19 protein-coding genes are annotated in these 20,434 nt (G+C 53.4%); 15 read left to right on the plus strand and 4 right to left on the minus strand.

The features are described from left to right. The first annotated feature begins 100 nt into the window (after positions 1-100). Genes FOA19_RS01645 through FOA19_RS01655 form a run of 3 tightly spaced genes read left to right on the plus strand, consistent with a single transcriptional unit; the run spans position 101 to position 3,493 of the window. Positions 101-1,489 (plus strand): ATP-binding protein, encoded by a 1,389-nt coding sequence (locus tag FOA19_RS01645; RefSeq protein ID WP_149089060.1) that lies wholly within the window; start codon positions 101-103, stop codon positions 1,487-1,489. A gap of 37 nt (positions 1,490-1,526) precedes the next feature. Next, positions 1,527-3,188 (plus strand): FAD-dependent oxidoreductase, encoded by a 1,662-nt coding sequence (locus tag FOA19_RS01650; protein ID WP_149089061.1) that lies wholly within the window; start codon positions 1,527-1,529, stop codon positions 3,186-3,188. Between the two features lie 14 nt (positions 3,189-3,202). Next, entirely contained in the window at positions 3,203-3,493 is a 291-nt protein-coding gene (locus tag FOA19_RS01655; RefSeq protein WP_149089062.1) for a UBP-type zinc finger domain-containing protein, read from the plus strand. Positions 3,494-3,695: 202 nt separating this feature from the next. Here the strand turns inward: FOA19_RS01655 and FOA19_RS01660 are convergent, their stop codons facing one another. Together FOA19_RS01660 and FOA19_RS01665 are read right to left on the minus strand one after the other, a co-directional pair. Further along, on the minus strand, positions 3,696-4,268 hold the full coding sequence (locus tag FOA19_RS01660; protein WP_149089063.1) for a transposase: 573 nt from the start codon (positions 4,266-4,268) through the stop codon (positions 3,696-3,698). 318 nt (positions 4,269-4,586) lie between these two features. Further along, positions 4,587-6,233, minus strand: a complete 1,647-nt coding sequence (locus FOA19_RS01665; RefSeq protein ID WP_149089064.1) for an ABC-F family ATP-binding cassette domain-containing protein — start codon at positions 6,231-6,233, stop codon at positions 4,587-4,589. Between the two features lie 271 nt (positions 6,234-6,504). Between FOA19_RS01665 and FOA19_RS01670 the strand changes: the two genes are divergently transcribed. The 4 genes from FOA19_RS01670 (at position 6,505) to FOA19_RS01685 (ending at position 10,460) form a co-directional block, all read left to right on the plus strand. After that, complete coding sequence (locus FOA19_RS01670) at positions 6,505-6,996, plus strand: hypothetical protein (RefSeq protein ID WP_149089065.1); 492 nt, start codon at positions 6,505-6,507, stop codon at positions 6,994-6,996. Positions 6,997-7,202: 206 nt separating this feature from the next. Further along, on the plus strand, positions 7,203-8,870 hold the full coding sequence (locus tag FOA19_RS01675) for a S8 family peptidase (RefSeq protein ID WP_149089066.1): 1,668 nt from the start codon (positions 7,203-7,205) through the stop codon (positions 8,868-8,870). A 406-nt stretch (positions 8,871-9,276) separates the two neighbouring features. Continuing rightward, entirely contained in the window at positions 9,277-9,570 is a 294-nt protein-coding gene (locus FOA19_RS01680; RefSeq protein WP_149089067.1) for a hypothetical protein, read from the plus strand. A gap of 110 nt (positions 9,571-9,680) precedes the next feature. Continuing rightward, positions 9,681-10,460 carry a porin family protein gene (locus tag FOA19_RS01685; protein WP_149089068.1) on the plus strand — a complete coding sequence of 260 codons (780 nt, stop codon included), beginning with the start codon at positions 9,681-9,683 and terminating at the stop codon, positions 10,458-10,460. Positions 10,461-10,590: 130 nt separating this feature from the next. Here FOA19_RS01685 and surE read toward each other — a convergent pair whose 3' ends face one another. Next, positions 10,591-11,424 (minus strand): 5'/3'-nucleotidase SurE, encoded by an 834-nt coding sequence (gene surE / locus FOA19_RS01690; RefSeq protein ID WP_149089069.1) that lies wholly within the window; start codon positions 11,422-11,424, stop codon positions 10,591-10,593. Positions 11,425-11,554: 130 nt separating this feature from the next. On the opposite strand from surE, the gene FOA19_RS01695 reads away from it, so the two are divergent. Then, complete coding sequence (locus tag FOA19_RS01695; RefSeq protein WP_149089070.1) at positions 11,555-12,274, plus strand: hypothetical protein; 720 nt, start codon at positions 11,555-11,557, stop codon at positions 12,272-12,274. 144 nt (positions 12,275-12,418) lie between these two features. Here FOA19_RS01695 and FOA19_RS01700 read toward each other — a convergent pair whose 3' ends face one another. Beyond that, positions 12,419-13,237, minus strand: coding sequence for a pentapeptide repeat-containing protein (locus FOA19_RS01700; RefSeq protein ID WP_149089071.1), 819 nt, complete (start codon positions 13,235-13,237; stop codon positions 12,419-12,421). Between the two features lie 196 nt (positions 13,238-13,433). Here FOA19_RS01700 and FOA19_RS01705 point away from each other — a divergent pair, with 196 nt between their 5' ends. From FOA19_RS01705 to FOA19_RS01735, 7 genes are all read left to right on the plus strand, one after another. Next, on the plus strand, positions 13,434-13,874 hold the full coding sequence (locus tag FOA19_RS01705; protein WP_149089072.1) for a DoxX family protein: 441 nt from the start codon (positions 13,434-13,436) through the stop codon (positions 13,872-13,874). A gap of 202 nt (positions 13,875-14,076) precedes the next feature. Then, a complete protein-coding gene (locus FOA19_RS01710; protein WP_149089073.1) occupies positions 14,077-15,828 on the plus strand; it encodes a M14 family metallopeptidase in 1,752 nt (583 codons plus the stop codon). Positions 15,829-15,867: 39 nt separating this feature from the next. Next, positions 15,868-16,602, plus strand: coding sequence for an MBL fold metallo-hydrolase (locus FOA19_RS01715; protein WP_190300248.1), 735 nt, complete (start codon positions 15,868-15,870; stop codon positions 16,600-16,602). Between the two features lie 162 nt (positions 16,603-16,764). Further along, positions 16,765-17,130 (plus strand): BlaI/MecI/CopY family transcriptional regulator, encoded by a 366-nt coding sequence (locus FOA19_RS01720; RefSeq protein WP_149089075.1) that lies wholly within the window; start codon positions 16,765-16,767, stop codon positions 17,128-17,130. 1 nt (position 17,131) lies between these two features. After that, positions 17,132-18,526 carry a M56 family metallopeptidase gene (locus tag FOA19_RS01725; RefSeq protein WP_149089076.1) on the plus strand — a complete coding sequence of 465 codons (1,395 nt, stop codon included), beginning with the start codon at positions 17,132-17,134 and terminating at the stop codon, positions 18,524-18,526. A gap of 176 nt (positions 18,527-18,702) precedes the next feature. Beyond that, complete coding sequence (locus tag FOA19_RS01730; protein ID WP_149089077.1) at positions 18,703-19,605, plus strand: ABC transporter ATP-binding protein; 903 nt, start codon at positions 18,703-18,705, stop codon at positions 19,603-19,605. Continuing rightward, positions 19,602-20,378, plus strand: coding sequence for an ABC transporter permease (locus FOA19_RS01735; protein WP_149089078.1), 777 nt, complete (start codon positions 19,602-19,604; stop codon positions 20,376-20,378). Before FOA19_RS01730 ends, FOA19_RS01735 begins: the two co-directional genes overlap by 4 nt. The last annotated feature ends 56 nt before the right edge of the window (positions 20,379-20,434 follow it).

Raw genomic sequence — 20,434 nt, forward strand, 5'->3', positions numbered from 1 at the left:
TCTCTATCGCCCTGCAGGGCTCCTAAATTTAACACACCAGAAAAGCGGTTAAAAGCTGTTTTTCTGTATATTGACTCAAGATCATTCTTCCACCTACGCCATGAAAATAACCGCCGCCGCCGAACTTCAAGACCTGGCCATTTTCAGGCAAGTCCCTTTAGAGCAACTCTCCTGGCTGCTGGAGCACGGCCACTTACAGGAGCTTCTGCCCGGACAGACACTTTTTGAGAAGGGAGACCCCGCTGAGAATATGTACGTGGTGCTGGAAGGTCAGGTAGACGTGCAGTTGGTGGAAAGCGGGAGACTGCAACAAGTATTCTCGTTCCATAAAGGGGAAATCACCGGCGTGATGCCGCTTTCCAGGCTAACCCATACCAAAGGCCAGGGCGTAGCAACCAAGCCTACGCTGCTGCTGGTGCTGCACAAAAGCAACTTCCTGGAACTGGAGCGGAACAACCCCGATTTGCTGCAGGTGCTGGTGAGCATCATGACGGATCGGGTGCGGGATTTCACCCAGATGCAGCAGTTCAACGAGAAACTCATGGCGTTAGGTAAGTTATCGGCGGGCTTGGCCCACGAACTCAACAACCCTTCTGCCGCCATCGTGCGGAGCTCCGCCGAGTTGCTGCGCATCCACCACAACGTTCCGCAGAAATTCAAGCGCGTGATGATGATGCACCTGAGCCCCGCCCAGGTAGACCAGGTGGTGGAATTCACCTTCGCCAAAATTCAGAACTGCAAGCTGAGCAACCATTCCATGCTGGAAAGAAGCCGCCAGGAAGACGAGTTGCTGGAATGGCTGGAAGACCGCCAGCTAGAAAACACCTATGCCCTGGCCGATACTTTTGTGGAGACGGGCCTGGGCCTGGAGGACCTGGACCACGTGGAAAAAATCCTGGAAGGCCAAAACCTGAGCGAGGTGCTGGAATGGGTGGCCAACGCCCTCAGCACCGAGCGCGTGATCAATGACATCCAGGTGGCCTCGCAGCGGATTTTTGAGCTGGTGAGCGCCGTGAAAACCTACTCGCACATGGACCAGTCGCAAGCCAAGCAGCAGGTTCCCTTACCCGCCGGCATCCAGAGCACCTTAACCATGCTGGGCCACAAATTAAAGGAAAAGCGCATCCAGGTGCAGGAAACCTATGCCCCCAATTTACCGGCCGTCTCGGTGTATCCCGGTGAGCTGAACCAGGTCTGGACCAACCTGCTAGACAATGCCATTGACGCCGCCCCAGACCAGGGAACCATTGCCATCAAGGCCTGGCCAGAAGGGACTAAAGTCAAGGTGAGCATCACTGATAACGGCACCGGTATTCCCCAGGAAGCCATGAGCCGCATCTTTGATCCGTTTTTCACCACCAAGCCCGTAGGCAAAGGCAGCGGCCTGGGGCTGGACATCGTGCGGAAGATCATCCAGCACCATGATGCTGAGATCTTTGTGGAATCGGTTCCTAGCCAAACCACCTTCACCGTGCAACTGCCGCTGTGAGGCCCTCCGTTTTACCTCTTCTTTTGAGAAATCACCCATGAAACAACCCATTATTTTTGCGTTAGACGATGACACCCAGGTGCTCAAGGCCCTGGTGCGGGACATCCGGCAACAGTTCCGGAAAGACTACAAAGTCCTGAGCACCACCTCGGCCCTGGAAGCATTGGAAAGCCTGAAAACGCTTAAAAACCAAAGCGAGACCATTGCCCTGTTTGTCTGTGACCAGCGCATGCCCGAGATGCCCGGCGTGGATTTCATGGAGCAGGCCATTAAAATATACCCAGATGCCAAACGGGTGCTCTTAACCGCGTATTCAGACACCGAGGCCGCCATCAAAGCCATTAACGCGGTAGGCCTCAACTACTATCTTCTCAAGCCTTGGGACCCGCCCGAAGAGCGGCTTTACCCGGTGTTGCAGGATTTGCTGGATGAATGGCAGGCCACCTTTATACCGGAGTACATTGGCCTGCGGGTCATCGGGAACCAGTGGTCCCCTAAATCGCACCACCTCAAGGATTTTCTGGGTGCCAACCTGTTCCCTTTCCAATGGCTGAACGTGGACGAGCAGAACCAGGCCATGGAGCTGTTGCGCCTGAACAACCTGAATGAGAGCCAACTGCCCGTGGTGTTCTTTGAAGACGGTTCCTTTCTCTGCCAACCGGAGATTCCGTCCATCGCGCAGAAACTGGGCCTGAAATCCAACGCCATCAATCCCTTGTATGACGTGGTCTTGATTGGGGCCGGCCCGGCCGGATTGGCGGGCGCGGTGTATGGGGCCTCGGAAGGCCTGCGCACCTTGCTCATTGACAAACGCGCCCCTGGCGGACAGGCGGGCAGCAGTTCCCGCATCGAGAATTACCTGGGTTTCCCCAATGGGCTCAGCGGCAGCGACCTGGCGCACCGTGCCATTGCGCAGGCCACCCGCCTGGGTACCGAGTTCCTTTCGCCGCAGGAAGTGGTGGAAATCAGGTTGCAGGATCAATACAAGATTCTGCGCCTAGCCAACGGTAGCGAGATCAGCAGCCGGAGCATTATCATTACCACGGGCGTGGACTACCGGAAATTGGAGGCCCCGGGCATAGAAGAATTCACGGGGGCTGGGGTGTATTACGGTGCCGCCATGACCGAAGCGCATGCGTTCAAGGACAAACAGGTCTACATTGTAGGAGGCGGCAACTCGGCGGGCCAAGCGGCCATGCACCTGTCCAAGTACGCGGCCCAGGTGTACATCATCATCCGGAAGCCCGACCTAAGCAGCACCATGTCGCAGTACCTGATCACCCAGATCCAGGGAACACCCAACATCCAGCTCCTGCCGTTCACCCAGGTAACGGAGGCCCACGGCGACCAACGGCTTACCCACTTGGTGTTGAGCAACGACCAGGAGACCTTATCCCGGACCGTACTCGCCGATGCCCTGTTCATCTTCATCGGGGCCAAACCTTACACTGACTGGATCAAGCTGGACATCATCAAGAACTCCAAAGGCTGCGTGGAAACCGGCCGCGATCTGCAGAAGTACCCACTCTTCCAGAAAACCTGGAAACTGCCCCGCGACCCGTACCTGCTGGAGACCTGCGTGCCGGGTATTTTTGCCGCCGGCGATGTTAGAGCTGGTGCCATGAATCGCGTGGCCTCTGCGGTAGGCGAAGGCGCCATGGCCATCAAATACGTGCACGAATACCTCGCTGAAACCTAAGATCTACTCTACATATGGAACCCAAAACCTGCTCGCACCTGCCCTCCCCAGAGCACCTGAAACCGGCCGCTTCCCACGTATGCGCCCAATGCGTAGCCATGGGTAGCACCTGGGTACACCTGCGCCTCTGCCAGACCTGCGGCGAAACTCACTGCTGTGACTCTTCCCCTAACAAGCACGCAACCAAACATTACCTGGAAACGAAACACCCGGTAGTGACCTCAGCAGAACTCAGCGAAAGCTGGGCCTGGTGCTTTGAGGATCAGCTTTTCATGCCTTTGCTGGATCCGGTTTCTAAGGTTTAATTATTATGGTGCGTTATCGTAAAAATAGGCCTAAACCGTAGCGGCGTTACCCTGTAACGCCGTGGTTCTCCACTGAGAGTATGTTTCTTTTTTATTGAACCGAATTTGCAACTGGAACCTTAGAAGAATTGCCCTTGCGACGTGCCTTTGCAAATAGATGCTATCCCGTTTCATGGGCACACGGCGTTACAGGGTAACGCCGCTACATTTTTTGCGCTTGGTAGAATTTATCTTCTTGCCACTTGGCGGGGTTTGACAAAATGTAGTTTTCTATGAGAAGCAATTCGCGCTGGTTTCTGATGATGCGGTCATGGAATCTCGGCTGCCAGCCGAAGGGCTCGGCACGCAAGCTTCTGATCATTTTGGTACAAACAGACTTATAAAAGCCGATAACTCGGGAAATAGAACCCGCTTTTGGTGATAAGGCGGCCATATATTCATTTTTCATTGTAGCGCCATCACAAGTCAAGGCCACTTCGTTTCCCAAATCCGAACCATCACTTATCATTCCTTCTAACCCAATAATGCCATGTACATGGTTGGGCATGACCACAAACTCTCCAAGAAAGAGACGGGGCCAGTGCTGTTCTAGTTCAAGCCAAACCGTATGTACCACCCGACCTTCGGCAGACAAGACCATTTCCTCATTAACTACCTCACCAAAGAAGGGTTGGCGGCCTTGCGTGCAGATGGTGATGAAATACAGCCCCTCCCACCTATAATCATAGCCAGCGAGCCGGCGGTTATTTTTGCTGAAGCTATCATATTTAGACATGAGAAGAAACATTGGGTGCATCCTTTAAACGAAATGGCTAACAAGCTGTTTTTAGCATCATTCCTAGAAATGAGCCTAAAAACAAAATGTAGCGTCGTTACCCTGTAACGCAGTGGTCCTACGCAGCATAACCGCCGGCAATCTCTAGAACCGTTCTCTGCAAAAGGAACAGTTCTTGTTGCTCAGGAGGAAGGTATTTGCTGGTGGAGGCGTTTCAGTTTCATAGGACCACGGCGTTACAGGGTAACGCCGCTACAAACAAAAATCCCCATCAACCTGCATTGGCTGATGGGGATTTCCTTTATTCTACGTAGCAGCTTAACTGGCCACGGTTTTTCTTTCAATCTCTCTAAGGTTCTCCATTTTCTTGTTGCGCAGGAAGCCGTTGATGTCCTCAAAGTGCTCGCGTACGCGCTTGTTCCCAAACTCAAATACCTTGGTGGCCAGGCCATCCAGGAAGTCACGGTCGTGGGAAACCAAGATCAGGGTTCCGTCAAAGGCTTTGAGGGCGTCTTTCAGGATGTCTTTGGTCTTGATGTCCAGGTGGTTCGTGGGCTCATCCAGGATAAGCAGGTTCACAGGTTGTAGCAGAAGTTTGATCATGGCCAGACGGGTTTTCTCGCCGCCCGAGAGCATTTTCACTTTCTTCTCCACGGTATCGCCGCTGAACATGAAGGCCCCCAGAATATCTTTGATGCGGGTACGCATGTCGCCCACGGCAATCTGGTCAATGGTCTGGAACACAGAAAGGTCCTCGTCTAGCAAGGAAGCCTGGTTCTGCGCAAAATACCCGATCATGGAATTGTGGCCCAGTTGCAGTTTTCCCTCGTAGTCAATCTCGCCCATGATGGCCTTGATGAGCGTGGATTTCCCCTCGCCGTTCTTGCCTACAAACGCTACTTTCTCGCCACGTTCAATGGTCATGGAGGCATCTTTGAACACGGTGTGGTCGCCGTACTTCTTGGTGAGTTCCTCTACAATCACAGGGTAGTTACCAGAGCGCGGGGCCGGCGGGAATTTCAGGTTCAACGCCGAGGTATCCACCTCGTCTACCTGGATGATCTCAATCTTCTCCAGCATCTTCACGCGGGACTGCACCTGCAGCGTTTTGGAGTACGTTCCCTTGAAACGCTCAATAAACGCGGTGATGTCGGCGATCTCCTTTTGCTGGTCATCAAACTGGCGCTGTTGCTGCTCGCGGCGCTCTTTGCGCAGTTGCAGGTATTGGGTGTACGGCACCTTATAATCGTAGATGCGGCCCATGGTCACCTCAATGGTGCGGTTGGTGATGTTGTCCACAAAGGTCTTGTCGTGGGAAATCACGATCACGGCTTTGGCGTTGTTCACCAGGAAATCCTCCAACCACTGCACAGACTCAATGTCCAAGTGGTTCGTGGGCTCATCCAGTAAAATCAAATCTGGTTTCTGCAGCAGGATCTTGGCCAGTTCAATGCGCATGCGCCATCCGCCGGAGAACTCGCTGGTGGAGCGGGTGAAATCTGCGCGCAGGAAACCCAGGCCCAAAAGGGTTTTCTCTACCTCGGCATCAAAGTTGATTTCCTCAATAGAGTAGTATTTCTCGCTCAGCTCAGAGACATCCTCAATGAGCTTCATGTATTCGTCAGACTCGTAGTCGGTGCGGGTTTCCAGCTGGGTGTTCAGCTCGTCCATCTGCTTTTTCATCTCCAGGATTTTCCCGAAGGCTTTGGACGCTTCCTCAAACACGGTGCTCTCGTCTTTGGTGAGCAGGTGCTGCGGCAGGTACGCGATCACGGCGTCTTTGGGCGCCGACACTTTGCCCCTGGTGGGCTTGTTGGCCCCGGCAATGATCTTGAGAAGGGTGGATTTTCCGGCGCCGTTCTTCCCCATGAGGGCGATGCGGTCGGTTTCGTTGATGTTGAAGGTAACGTTACTGAAAAGAGCCGAGCCGTTAAATTCAACGGCGACCGAGTCAACTGAAATCATGGTGCGTTTTACAATTAGAAAACAAAGATACTAGTATTTCCCCGATTAGGCTGAATTTCAAAAGCATCAGCGGCGCCAAGTGCCGCGGGCAAACCCATCGGGGAAGAAATCACCTAACACCACCCGCCCCAGATTTGCTCCATTTCCAGCCTGTTTTTAGAAAATCAGGCGGAAAGTATTAATTTGATGATAATTTATGTTGACCAGATGGCGCGGCGCTGCAACCTATTAGGCCTGAGCTGGGTCGTGTAATAAAGCCAAAGCAATGCGTATGAAGAATATCCTCTACCCTCTTCTGTTTATACTCCTGACCATGAGTTGCACCCCAACAGACGAGATCTCCCCTGAACCAGATCAGAATGCCTATAGGCCCCCTACGTTGGTTCCTTCACAGGTCTTTGGCCAGTGGAAGCTGGCGAAGATGATCCAGCGGACCCAAATAGCCGGCCAACCTGATCATTCATATCCCCTACCTTATGAGGAAATCCTGCACCTGAACCCGGACAGTTCCGTCATCAGGTACCGGAACGGAGCGAAGGCGACAGGGTCTTTCTCTATCAAAACCTACCCAAACATCACAGAATGGCACGTTTTAATTAAGCTTGATGATCCTTCGGTGGCCTTCCACACCTTCGGGAATTATAACTGGGGATTTGGCCAGGGAAAGGGATTGTGGAACGGGGAAGCGGAGTACCTGCTGTTAGACTACTCGGCCTCGGATGGTCCTACCGCTTATTACCAGAAAGTGACGGAGACGAAGTAGATTCCTTTGTAATGCTGTAAGTACCTATTCGGGGCCTGTTTTTCTAAAAACAGGCCCCAAACGTTTTTTGCCCGGGCATAAGGAAACCAGCCGCAGGAAGCAGCAGCTAACCCAAAAATTTGTACCTTTTCCAAAAAGAAGACTTCGTTTACGGTAAAACCTGGCGGCGGGCACACGCATGGAATGGTTTTTGCCGTTGTGCAGCTATGAAAATCCCGAATAAGAATATACTAAGAACCTCGGCCAGTCTGCTTTTGGCGGGCTTTACGGTGTTTCCGGCGCTGGCGCAGGATGACCCGGTCTCTTCCGTCTCTGAATTTGACCAGAGCTACGTGAACTGGCACAACCTGGACCCCACGCAGGACAAAATCCAGGGCACGGGCGTGAACAGGGCCTACAAAGAATTGCTTGCCAACAAAAAGCCGAAGAAAACCATTGTGGTGGCGGTCATTGACAGCGGCATTGACATTAACCACGAAGACCTGAAAGGCCGCATCTGGACGAACAAGAAAGAAGTAGCCGGCAACGGCCAGGACGATGACCAGAACGGCTACGTAGACGACGTGCACGGCTGGGGTTTCCTGGGCAATGCCAAAGGCGAGAACATCCGGTACGAAACCTATGAGTACGTGCGCCAACTGCGCCGCCTGGCGCCTACCTACCAGAAAGTGAACGCCATCTCTGAGGTGCCGCCGGCCCAACAGCCCGAGTACAAGCTCTACCTGCAAAGCAAAGCCCTCTACGACCAAGAACTGGCCAAATACCAGCAGACCCGGCAAACCCTGGCCACTTTTGAGAAGGTTCTCATCCAGGTACAGAACGTACTCGCCGATCACCTCAAAACGAAGGAATACACCCTGCAGGACGTGCAGCGCATCACTTCGCCCGACCAGAACGTGATGAACGCCAAAAACTGGCTTCTTAGCAAATACAGCCAGGGCCTTACGGTAGAGGCTTTCCTGAAATACAAAGAGCACACCGATACGTTCCTGGACAAGCACCTGAACCTGGACTTCAACCCGCGGGCCATCATCAACGACAACCCACAATCCATTGCGGATAACAAGTACGGGAACAACGATGTGGTGGGCCCGCGGCCAACCCACGGCACGCCGGTGTCTGGCCTCATTGCGGGGCTGCGCGGCAACAACCTGGGCATTGACGGCATTGCCGAAGACGTGCAGATCATGGCGTTGCGGGCCGTGCCAGAGGGCGATGAGCGGGACAAAGACATCGCGCTGGCCATCAGGTACGCCGTAGACAACGGGGCCAACATCATCAACATGAGCTTCGGGAAGATTATGTCGCCGGAGAAGTCGTTTGTTGACGAGGCCGTGAAATACGCTGAGTCCAAGAACGTGCTGCTGGTGCACGCCGCCGGCAACGAGGCCACCGACAACGACAAAGTGACCCACTACCCCAGCCGCGTGCTCAACGACGGCTCCCAGGTTAAAACCTGGATTGAGGTAGGCGCCTCTTCCCGCATGCTGGGCAAAGATTTTGTGGGCGTGTTCTCCAACTATGGCAAGCAGACGGTTGACCTTTTCGCGCCCGGCGTGGACATTGTCTCCCTGGCCCCCGAGAACAAATACGGCAAAATGGACGGTACCAGTTTCTCCAGCCCTATTGTAAGTGGCGTGGCTGCGTTGGTATGGTCTCACTACCCAGAACTCACAGCGGCGGAACTGAAAGACGTCATCCTGAAATCGGCGACGGTGTACCCCAAAGAAACCGCCCTGTACCCTAACCTGGAAGGCGAATCCCGCAAAAAAGGCCGTTTCGCGGACCTATCCCGCACCGGCGGGTTGGTGAACGCTTATAACGCCCTGGTCCTCGCAGAAAAAACGGTGAACCAGAAAGCTCCCAAAAGCTAAGCCCCTGTCCAGAAAATAATAGCCAAAACAGAACGGCCTCTGATCTTGCAATCAGAGGCCGTTCTGTTTATAGGCCGTTTTTTGAAAGTAAAGCGGAAACAAGGCAACGCTCATAATGTCCATCACCCTGTTGCATAAAGGACAAACTCAGCTTACTTCTTTCCTGGAAAAATTCATTTCTGGTCTAACTTTCTAAAATAGAATCAAGAGCCTAAGGTCCAAACCGCTGGTGCTAGAAAGCTTGTCAATTTACATCCTAGGCTGCTTTAGCAGTCTTGGCTTAACCATACTTTTGCTTACTGGCAACCAGCTCAAAAAAGTTATAAATGCTTTTGTAGAAGAGAACTAAAGAAAGTCTATCTTTGTCTTACGCTCTACTAAACCCAGTAACTTTTATAACTATTGCATGAAACGTATACTCAAAAAAGTCATCAAACCCTTTATGCCTTCTTACGAGGTGGTAACCACTACCTACCAGGTTATCCCAGGTTTGCCTATCACTAAAAGACTATCTACCCACTCTTTTGAGAAAGGGGAATCTAAAGAAGCGAAAGAATTTTACGGCAAAGTGGTTTCCTCTGATTTTACCAAAAAACTGGCACCAGTGGAAGTGCAGCTGCGGGTAGCGGGCATCACGATCAAGAAAGCCCAGTACGGACCTATCGAGAAATTCAACAAAAAGAAAATCGCACAAAGCTAAAACCTTGAATCTCTGATTTGATTTTTCGTTTTCAGCGCCTTTTTCAAATACTAGCCTTGAAATAAATATTCTAAAAGAATAGCCCTTCCCTTCAACGGAGGGCTTTTCTTTTGCATCTGCATTCCCTCACAACTCAGACACAAAGCCATATAAATTATTCTATAAATAAAAGATTTACGCTCCTACTTCTTTCTCTTGCCTTTACCCTTGGATGCGCCTCGGCACAGGTGACCCTTATTCCAAAAGCGGGGGTTACTTTCAGCAGCTATACGTTTGAGCGCTTCCCGGAACAGAGAAACGAAGAAACATATAATCCGGGCATTGTAGCGGGAGTAGCACTAAACCTACCCTCCACTAAACTTCCGTGGTTATCCATTCAGCCTGAGATTAATTACCTGCAAAAGAAACACTCTTACCAAACGTTTGCCACCCTGCCTTTTTATCCTGAGGCGGAAATTTCCTTTATGGAGCAGAAGAAAACGCTTTCATATTTAGAAGTACCCATCTTGGTGAAAGCTACCCTCCAAAATGGGAAATGGTATGGGTACCTGAATGCGGGTCCTTCCGTAAGCTACGCCATTGCAGGTAAATTTGAAACAGGAGACGATAAATCGGAATATAATTTTAGCCAAAGCAATCGGCTGGAATTTAGTGTGCAGGGCGGCGGCGGTTTAGGGTTTACGCTAGGCGGTGGCACGTTGCTTTTAGATGCGCGGTTCAGCTTGGGTTTAACGCACCTTGATAAGGAGTACACTGGACCCATTACCATCAACATTCCGGGTGAGGAAGCTTGGACACCAACCATCCATTTGGACGCTGACCAAAAAAGCCGGGTGCTTAGTTTCACCGTGGGCTATGCGTTTCCTTTATCGGCAATTGCCTCAAAGTAAACAGCTTAGCGCCTAGCAGCCATCCTTATTCTGAACGGAACAATCTGGTGGCATCAAATGGTAGCACCAAACAAAAGGGCCGCTAACTTCAGTTTAGCGGCCCTTTTATTGCAAACAGGTCTAAACCAAATCAGCCCTCGGCGCGGCCGCTTTCCACGGTTTTGGAGCTTCCGGCCGGCTCTGCCTCGGGGTTCAGGTTCCAGTCATTGTTGAGCACCGTGATGGCGTAGTTGGAGGTCATATCAAACTGGCAGGGCACCACCGAGACGTAGTTCTGGGCCAGGGCGGCCTCATCGGTGTCCTCGCCTTTGTCATGGTTCACGAAATTACCAGTGAGCCAGAAATACACCCGGCCCTGCGGGTCTTTGCGCTCGTCAAACTCCTCTTCCCACTTGGCACGGGCCTGCCGGCAGACTTTGATGCCCGCAATGGGTTTGGCTGATTTCTTGGGAAAATTCACGTTCAGGGCCACGCCCGCCGGGATCCCGAACTCCAAGGCTTGGCGCGTGATCAGCTCCACGTATTCCTCGGTGTGCGAAAAGTCAATGTCATGACCGTAGTCGCAGAGCGAGAAGCCAATGGCGGGCAGCCCCTCAATGGCCGCCTCAATGGCCGCCGACATGGTGCCGGAGTACAGCACGCTGATGCTGGAGTTGGAGCCATGGTTGATGCCGCTCACCACCAGGTCTGGCTTGCGGTTCTTGAGCACGTGGTGCTTGGCCAGCTTCACGCAGTCTGCGGGGGTGCCGGAGCACTCGTAAGATTCCACCTCGGCAAAAGCCAGCGATCTGTCTAACCTCAGGGTGTTCCCGATGGTGATGGCGTGTCCCATGCCCGACTGCGGCCCGTCTGGCGCCACTACCACTACCTCTCCTATCTTCTGCATCACCTTCACCAGCGTATGGATACCGGGCGCGGTGATTCCGTCATCGTTAGAAACTAAAATTAAGGGCTTCTTCTCCATAGTCAGTTCATAGTTTGGAGCCAAATTAGTCTGTATACGGGCCATCGCCAAATAGAAACAGCCCAGATTACGTAAACGCTTGTGTTATCTGGGAAGAAACAGTACCTATGTTGTACGAAACCTGAATGCTATGAAAAAGACAATCCTTCTGTTTGGAACGCTGCTGGTGCTGGCGTCCTGCAAGCAAGATGCCTCCAACGCAAACGACAATAATGAGACGCAGCTAGAAGAAGCCGCTGGCGATGTGTCTGTCCAGGCCGGTGAGACAACCCAAAGCCCCGATGGCGCCGCCCCTGCCCCCGCCGTTTCTGAGCCCATGTCTGAAGAACCGCTGCCCGGTGCCCCATCCACGGCCTCCACGCCGCCCTCGGCCGCCAACCCCTTGTTCAACCTGACCCTGCAAAGCGGGCAGGCGGGCCGGGTAAAAATAGGTATGCCCATAGAAGAGTTGAAAAAAGTCTACGGCGAGACCAAGCTCCGGTCCATTGAACACTCCATTGAAGGCAATACCACGGCGGCCTACGAGGTACTGGGCGAACGCCACCGCCCCGACCTGCGCGTGGAACAGGAATGCGCCGGCCAAGCCTGCAAAGTGTCCCGCATCACGGTCCTGAACCCCGCCTTCAAAAGCCAGAGCGGCGTGGGAATTGGCAGCACCTTCAAAGACGTGAAATCTAACTTCAAGATCACCCGCGTGGCCCCCGGCGAGACCGGCTTTGTAGCCATCTCTGAGGATGTTAAAATCAGTTTCGTGCTGGATATGCGCGGCATCCCGTCGCAGCGGTGGGCCAAGATGAAGGTGAACGATGTCCCCAACTCCACCCTCGTTTCCGGGGTGATGCTCTACTAAGATTCTTCTGTAACTTTCAATAAGAGGCCCCGTGAAAGGAACCTACGCTTTGGCAGGTTCCCTTCACGGGGCTTTTGCTTTCCAGCCGTTTTCCGGCTCATTTCCAGAAAACAGGCCTGAAATAGGTCTTCGGCCACAGGCCGATTATCTGGTCATTTCCTCCAGCGCTGCGGCACTGAAAGACTTCTTGTTGAGTGAGGCATACTTTAGGTCCTGACCGCCTTTGAACGAGGCGCCTTTCCACTGCATGGGGTCAGAGAGTTTGGCGTACTTGAAGTTGGCCAGGCGGCTGAATACCGCGTTCTGGAAATTGCCGCCCTGCGGGAAAGAAGCATATTTAAAATCGGCCATTTCCCCGAAGTTGGTGGCTTTGAAGTCTGCCTTGGCAGGAAAGTTCACGTACTTGAAGTTGGCGACCTCGTTGAAATTGGCCTTCATAAAGTCTATCTCCCCGTTGAATTTGCTGTACTTGAAAAGCGCCTCGCGCTGGAATGTGCTGCCGGTAAAAGAGGCATCCTCCTTGAAGACCGAGTATTTGAAGGCGCTGCGTTTCTCAAAGGTGCATTTCTCAAAACGCACGTCTTTCTCAAAATTGGTGTTGTAGACCTCGTCTTTACCGTTCTGCACATTCACCTTGAGGCCATCGCCGTCTATGCTGTTAGGGTTGAAGTAGGCCAGCACGTCGCCCTTGAAGGTGCAGTTGGTAAAAGAAACCGGCGCAGTCACCGTACTGATGTATTCCTTGCTGTCGTATTTGCCGCCTTCGCCCTCCACTTTCTTCAGGGTTTTGTTCTGCAGTTGGGTCAGGTCCAGGTCACCTGTGATGGTGGCGTTCTGGTAAGAAACCACTTCGCCGCGGTTGATCTTGGCCAAAATCTCAGAAGCCGGAACAGAGGTTTGAGCCCAGGCCAGGGCTGGCAACAACAAAAACAAAAACAGCAGGTAATTCAAGCAATTAGACATAGCAATAAGGGTTATATGTTGGGATAAAGGTGAACGTTGCAGACTTCCAAAGCCCGTTTTGCGGCCGGGCACTTTCTACTTCTACAGACCAGAAAAATGCCTTATGGTTGCACCGGGCAAAGCCAACTTTCGCTGTTTTTTGCTTTCTCTCGTAAAACCGATTCAAAAACAGACATCCCCTAATCCGTTTTTACCCATGGCTCCTCTCCGTAATTATTATCCTTACCTACACGCTGGTCTTCTGCTGCTCCGCATCGGCATTGGGTTTATGTTCATTGTGCACGGCTGGCCCAAGATCACCGGCGGCAAGGAAACGTGGGCCATGGTAGGCGGCGCCATGTCAACGCTGGGCATCTCCTCTGGGGCTACTTTCTTCGGGTTCATGGCGGCTTTCGCCGAGACCGTGGGCGGTTTGTTCCTCATGCTGGGCTTCCTTTTCCGGCCTGTAGTGGTGCTGCTGTTCATTACCATGGTCATGGCCACCATCCACCACCTGGCCGCCGGAGAGGGCATCAACGGGGCCTCGCACGCCATAGAGTCCGCCATTCTCTTCCTCAGCCTGCTTTTCATCGGCCCCGGTCGATACAGCCTGGACGAAAAGCTCTTGGGCAACGCCTCCAAAAACCGCCTGTACTAAAAGGACGGGCCATCGGGCCGATTCTTCGTTTCTGGCTCGTTTTTCAAAAATACCTTGAAAACAAACCCTCGGGAAACCGAGGCAGGGACACCTGTTGCCCAAGAATTCCACTGGCTGTAGCACACAAGGCGGCAGTTGGCTTTTCCTTTTCTCCCGCAGAATGGCTAACATTACCCCTTTAATTTACCTCGCGTTACCCCACATGCTCTTAACCCTGTTTGCTACCCTTAGCACCCTGCTGTCCACGGCGCCGGCGCCGGACTGGCGTACCCCCTTTGAGAAAAGCAACCGCAACCAGACCGCCACTTATCAGGAGTGCATTGACTATTACGGCCGCCTGGACCAGGCCTACCCTGAGATACAAATGACGCCCGTGGGCATGACCGATGTAGGCAAACCCCTGCACACCGTGGTCATCTCTACCGATGGCGACTTTGACCCGCAATCCGTCCACCGCAAAGGCAAAACGGTGCTGCTGGTGCAGAACGGCATTCATCCGGGCGAGCCCGAAGGCATTGACGCCACCATGATGTTGGCCCGCGACCTGGTGCAGAACAAGAAACTGCGCGGGCAACTAAACAACACCGTGCTGGTGATCATCCCTATCTACAACGTAGGCGGCGCCCTGAACCGCAACAGCCACACCCGTACCAACCAGAACGGACCCGAGAGTTACGGTTTTAGGGGCAATTCCAGAAATCTAGACTTAAACCGCGATTTCATCAAAGAGGATTCCAAAAACGCCAAGACCTTCGCCACCATCTTCCGGACCTGGGACCCCGAGGTGTTCGTGGACAACCACACCAGCAACGGCGCCGATTACCAGTACACCATGACGCTCATCCCCACGCAGCACAACAAACTGGGCGGCGCGCTGGGCACCTTGCTCAAGCAGCAGATGCTGCCGGCGCTGTACAAAGGCATGGAGAAACGCAAATGGCCGCTGGTGCCCTACGTGAACTCGCGCGGCGAAACACCCGAGACCGGCATCTTCGGCTTCGCCGATCTGCCCCGCTACGCCAGCGGGTACACCACGCTTTTCCAGACGCTGGGCTTCATCCCGGAGACGCACATGCTCAAAGCCTTTGATAAACGCGTGGCTTCTACCTATGACCTCATGCTGGAGTTCCTCGATTATGTGGCCAAAAACGGAAAAGCCATCCAAACCGCCCGCCAGCAGGACCGCGCCGCCCTGCGCACCCAGCAGGAGTTTGTCTTAAACTGGGAACCCGATACCACGCAAGTGGAGACCATCAACTTCAAAGGCTACGAGGCCAAATACAAACCAAGCGAGGTCTCTGGACTGGAGCGCCTGTACTATGACCGCAAAGCCCCGTTCACCCGCCCCGTGAAGTTCTTTGACACCTTCCGGCCTACGCTTTCCGTCACCAAGCCAGTAGCTTATATCATTCCCCAGGCCTGGACCGAGGTCATTGAGCGGCTGCAGCAGAACCAGGTGGAACTGAAGCGCCTGAGCAGAGACACCGTCCTCACCCCCGAGACCTACTACATCACCGACTACAAGACCGGTCAGCGCCCGTACGAAGGCCATTACCTCCATACCGATGTACAGGTCAGAAAAGTGCAGCAGCCTATCCGGTATTTCGCGGGAGATTACGTGGTGTACCTGAACCAGGTGAGCAACCGTTTTCTGGTAGAGACCCTTGAACCGCAAGCGCCGGACTCCTACTTCGCCTGGAACTTCTTTGACTCTATGCTGGGGCAGAAAGAGCATTTCTCGGCGTACGTGTTTGAGGACCTGGCCGCGGAATACCTCAAGAAAGACCCCAAACTGAAAGCCGCCCTGGAAGAAGCCAAAGCGAGAGACCCGGCATTGGCCAAAAGCGCCCAGGCCCAACTCAACTTCGTGTACCGCAACACACCCCACTACGAGAACACCCACCTGCGTTACCCGGTAGCCCGTTGGCAGGGAGGTGCGTTGCCGGTGCAGTAATGCGGTTTCGCGGCAGGTATAAACAAAATGGATGTTCCCATGCAGGCACATATTCTTGAACTCAAGTACCATCACTCAGGAAAAGAAGAAATACTTTACCCCGCGGTACTGCAGGGCAGTTCCCAGTTGGTGCTGGTGGACTGTGGCTACCCAGGTTCACTGCCTTTGCTTGAAACGGCCCTAAAACAGGCAGGCTTCTCCTTGGCTGAATTAACCGGTGTGCTCATCACGCACCATGACATTGACCATGTGGGCGCTTTGCATGCGTTAAAGCAAGAGTATCCTAGGCTTCAGGTCTATTCCTCCGTAACAGAAGCAGCTTACATCAACGGAAGCAAAAAATCTGCCCGGCTGCAACAGGCAGAGGACTTACACCGCACCCTGCCCGAAGACCAGCAAGCCAATTCCCTCGCATTTCAAGAATTTCTGAAGAGCGTGGAGCCAGTAGCGGTAGATTTCACGTTCAAGGGGGAAGAAGAGCCTGATTTTTTTAGCGGCGCCCAGATCATCCATACTCCAGGACACACGCCCGGCCATTTCTCTGTCTACCTGCCGGCTTCCCAAACCTTGATTTCGGGCGATGCCCTGGTTTACGAAGACGGGGAACTGGGAATCGCCAATCCGCAGTACACCCTTGACCTTGCCATGGCGGTGAGCTCTATAAAAAGGCTAGCTGGCCTTGAGATAGCGCAACTCATTTGCTACCACGGAGGAATGGTGCAAGCCGATATCCAGCAGAAGCTGCAGGAACTGATTTCCCAACAGATCGTTTAGCAGCCGTTTTTCTAAAATCAGGGCAAAATCAACGTTGATCAAAAGCCTCTTTCTACCTCTGAAAGGGGCTTTTGCATTTCCTGTAAAAAATATTTCTACGCTGATGCACACTTTATTACGAAAATTTCGTAGAATTACGAAACAGTCGTAAATAATGCAGCTATGGAGAAACTGACACAACAGGAGGAGGACGCCATGCAGGTGATCTGGGAAACCGAGGGCGGGTTCATCAAAGACTTCCTAGACAAACTCGCGGAGCCCAAACCGCCTTACACCACGCTGGCCTCCACGGTGAAGAACCTGGAGAAGAAAGGCTTCGTGCAGGCCGAAAAACTGGGCAACACCTACCGCTACGCCCCACTCATCAAAGCCGAGGAATACAAGAAGAAGTTCATGAAAGGCTTTGTGGGCAACTACTTCCAGAACTCCTACAAAGAGTTGGTGGCTTTCTTCGTGAAAGAGAAGCAGCTCAGTCCGCAGGAACTGAAAGAGATCATGGCCATGATTGAGAACCAAAAATCTGAGTGACATGCCAGCCTTGCTCCTCTATCTTCTGCAAGTGAACGTAGGCCTGGCCTTGTTCTACGCCACCTACCGGCTGGTGCTGCGGCAGACTACCTTCCACCAATGGAACCGGCTGTTTCTGTTGGCAGGCCTCGTGTTGCCCGCTTTGCTCCCGCTCTTTGACCTGTCTAGGTTTTTCAAAGAGAAGCAACAGCTCTACCAGACGCTCCAGAGCTTTTCTACATCCTGGCAGGTACCGCAAACCCAGGCCACGGAAACTCCCGCATTTGATTTCTGGCTCATTCCGGTACTTCTTTTTTGGCTGGGCGTGGGCCTGATGACGGTCCGGTTGGTGGTGCAGATCGCTTCGCTGTATCACATCCACCGGAAATCTGGTCACGCGTCATACCAAGGCATTCCGTATCGGCAGATTGAGGCCGAATTGGCGCCGTTCTCCTTCGGGAAGGCCATCTATTTTAATCCCGGGCAGCACCCGCCCAAAGATTGGCGGCCCATTCTGGAGCATGAGCATACCCACGTGCGGCAGTGGCATACGCTGGACATCCTGCTCATGGAAATCACTACGCTGTTCAACTGGTTTAACCCGGTGGTGTGGCTCCTGCGCAAAGCCCTGAAACAGAACCTGGAGTTTCTCACCGACCAGCAGACCCTGCAAGCCGGCATTGACCGGAAACAGTACCAGTTCTCGCTCCTGCAAACCACGGGGGCGGCCCCGCTTTCCTTTACCTCCTCTTTCAGTTATCCATCCTTAAAACACCGAATCATGATGATGAACAAAACCCCTTCTGGCAAAGCCCAGAAAATCCGTTTCGTGGCGGTTGTTCCCTTGCTGCTCTCGGGGCTGCTCGCCTGCCATGGCATTGCGGGCTCCAGCGAAGAACTGGGAGAAATGCAGCCGCAGGAGATTTCCATAAGTACCTTGCCTTTCCAGAACCAATACGATGCCTTTCTGGAGCGCAATCCTTCGGTCAGGAGGATTACCTGGAGCAACCAGGCCATTCAGGTGCACCTGAAATCTGGGACAAAAGAGCAATACGCCAGCACCCCCGAGGGGATTGCGCAAGCGGAGAAAAAATACGGCACCCTGCCTGTTCCGCCGCCACCGCCACCTGTTCCGGCAGTCCCGGTAGATGTTGCAGCACCTCCTTTGGCTCCAGACGCAGCTTTGGCTCCGCCACCTCCTCCCCCGCCTTTCAACGTGGACATCACTAGGGATTTCAAACAGCGGAACCCAAAGGTGCAGGGATTGAGCATCAGTGAGGAAAGCATTTACGTGGTGTCCAAGTCTGGCGAAGTAGAGAGCTTTGACAATACCCCATCAGGAAGAGCGGCCTTCGAGAAGAAATTTGGCAAATTACCGCCTCCACCGCCGCCGGTTCCAGCAAAGAATGACGAATAACCTGCCTCATTCCTGAACAGCTTTCTGTATTAGCAGCAGTTTTTGGAAAACAGGCCCAAAACAGAGCGCCCACCTGAGTTAGGTGGGCGCTCTGTTTTAAAACAAATTTCCGGCGGGCTCGCATTTCCTCCAAATCCTGATAGCTTTGCAGGACATCCATCACAAGCTACTCCATCTTGGCAGACATTTTAGACATTCAGGGACTGAGCAAGCGCTACGGCGCCGTGCAGGCCCTGGACCAATTAACCATCAAAGTACCCGAGGGCAGCATTTACGGTTTGCTGGGCCCCAATGGCAGCGGAAAAACCACCACCTTAGGCATTGTGCTGGACGTGATCAATGCCAGTGCCGGAACTTACCAGTGGTTTGGGCAGCCTACCTCCAAAAGCACCAAACGCCGCATAGGCGCCCTGCTGGAAACCCCTAACTTCTATCCTTACCTTACCGGCGAAGAGAACCTGCGCATCACCGCCGATGTGAAACGCGTAGACCACGCCCGCATTCCGGGGGTGTTGCAGACCGTGGGGCTGGCCCATCGCCGGGGAGACAAGTTCAAGGGCTACTCGCTGGGGATGAAACAACGCCTGGCCATCGGTGCCGCCCTGCTGGGTGACCCTGAAGTACTGGTGCTGGACGAACCCACGAACGGTCTGGACCCCGAAGGCATTGCCGAAGTGCGGCAGCTGATCATTTCCATCGCGGCTCAGGGAAAAACCATTATTCTGGCCAGTCACCTGCTGGACGAGGTAGAGAAAGTCTGTACCCACATGGCGGTATTGCGCAGCGGCAAGCTTAAGGCCCAAGGCCCCGTTTCTTCTATCATGGCGGCCCATGACCTGGTGTTCATCAGTGGCGGTGCCCCGCTGGATACTTTGCTGCAGATTGCCCGCACCTTGCCCTTCGTGACCGAGGCCCGCCCCGTAAACCAGCAACTGCAACTGACCCTTCGGCCAGAGACCGACAGCTCTGAACTGAACCGCGCCTTCTTCTCCCAAGGCATTGCGCTGGGCCAGTTGGTGGTGCGCAAAAAAAGCCTGGAAAGCCAGTTCCTGGAAATCATCAAAGCCGATTCTGTATGACCTCCCTTTTAAGAATAGAACTCCGTAAACTGCTGCCGTACTCCACGTTCTGGGTGCTGTTGGTGTTGCAGTGCTTTTTACTTTTCATCTTCTTCTACGCCCGCGGCAACGTGATGGTAAACGGGCAGATGGCCGGCGCCGAACTTTACCAGTTCCCCAAGCTGTGGATGCACCTGGCCTACGTCTCCAGTTTCCTTAACCTGATTCCGGGCATTCTCATCATCATCCTCATCTCAGATGAATACGCCTTCCGCACGCTGCGGCAACAGGTGATAGACGGATTCTCTCGTGCCAACCTGGTGCAGGCCAAGTACAGCGTCATCCTTTTACTGGCGGCCCTTCTGGCCCTGTATGTGGTCTTTCTGGGCCTCGGGTTTGGGCTGTACCACCGGCAAGACACCGGCAACGACACTTCCATGTTCTCCAATGTGCAGGCCATCTTCTATTACCTGGTGCAATTGGTAGGATACATGTCCCTGGCCATGTTCATTGCGTTCCTGGTCAGGAAAACCGGCTTGGCCATTATGCTGTTCATGGCATATACCTTGGTGGTAGAAAGGCTTATCCAATGGAAAACTCCGGATCAGATAGACCAATACTTTCCCATGAAAACCCTGGGGGCCCTTACACCTAACCCTCACGCCGAAGTAGAGCAACTGATGCTGGGCGTCACCGAAACTCTTTCGCCTCTGCAGGCCCTGGCACCGGCGATACTGTACGTGACGCTTTTCTGCTTCCTCTCTTACCAACTGCTCCGCTCCCGCGATTTGTAGTTTCGTTTTTAGCCTGTTTCAGGCAAAACACCCCTAAAGCAGAACGCCCCGCTAAC

This window comes from Rufibacter hautae (genome assembly GCF_008271695.1).
In the GTDB taxonomy this organism is placed as follows: domain Bacteria; phylum Bacteroidota; class Bacteroidia; order Cytophagales; family Hymenobacteraceae; genus Nibribacter; species Nibribacter hautae.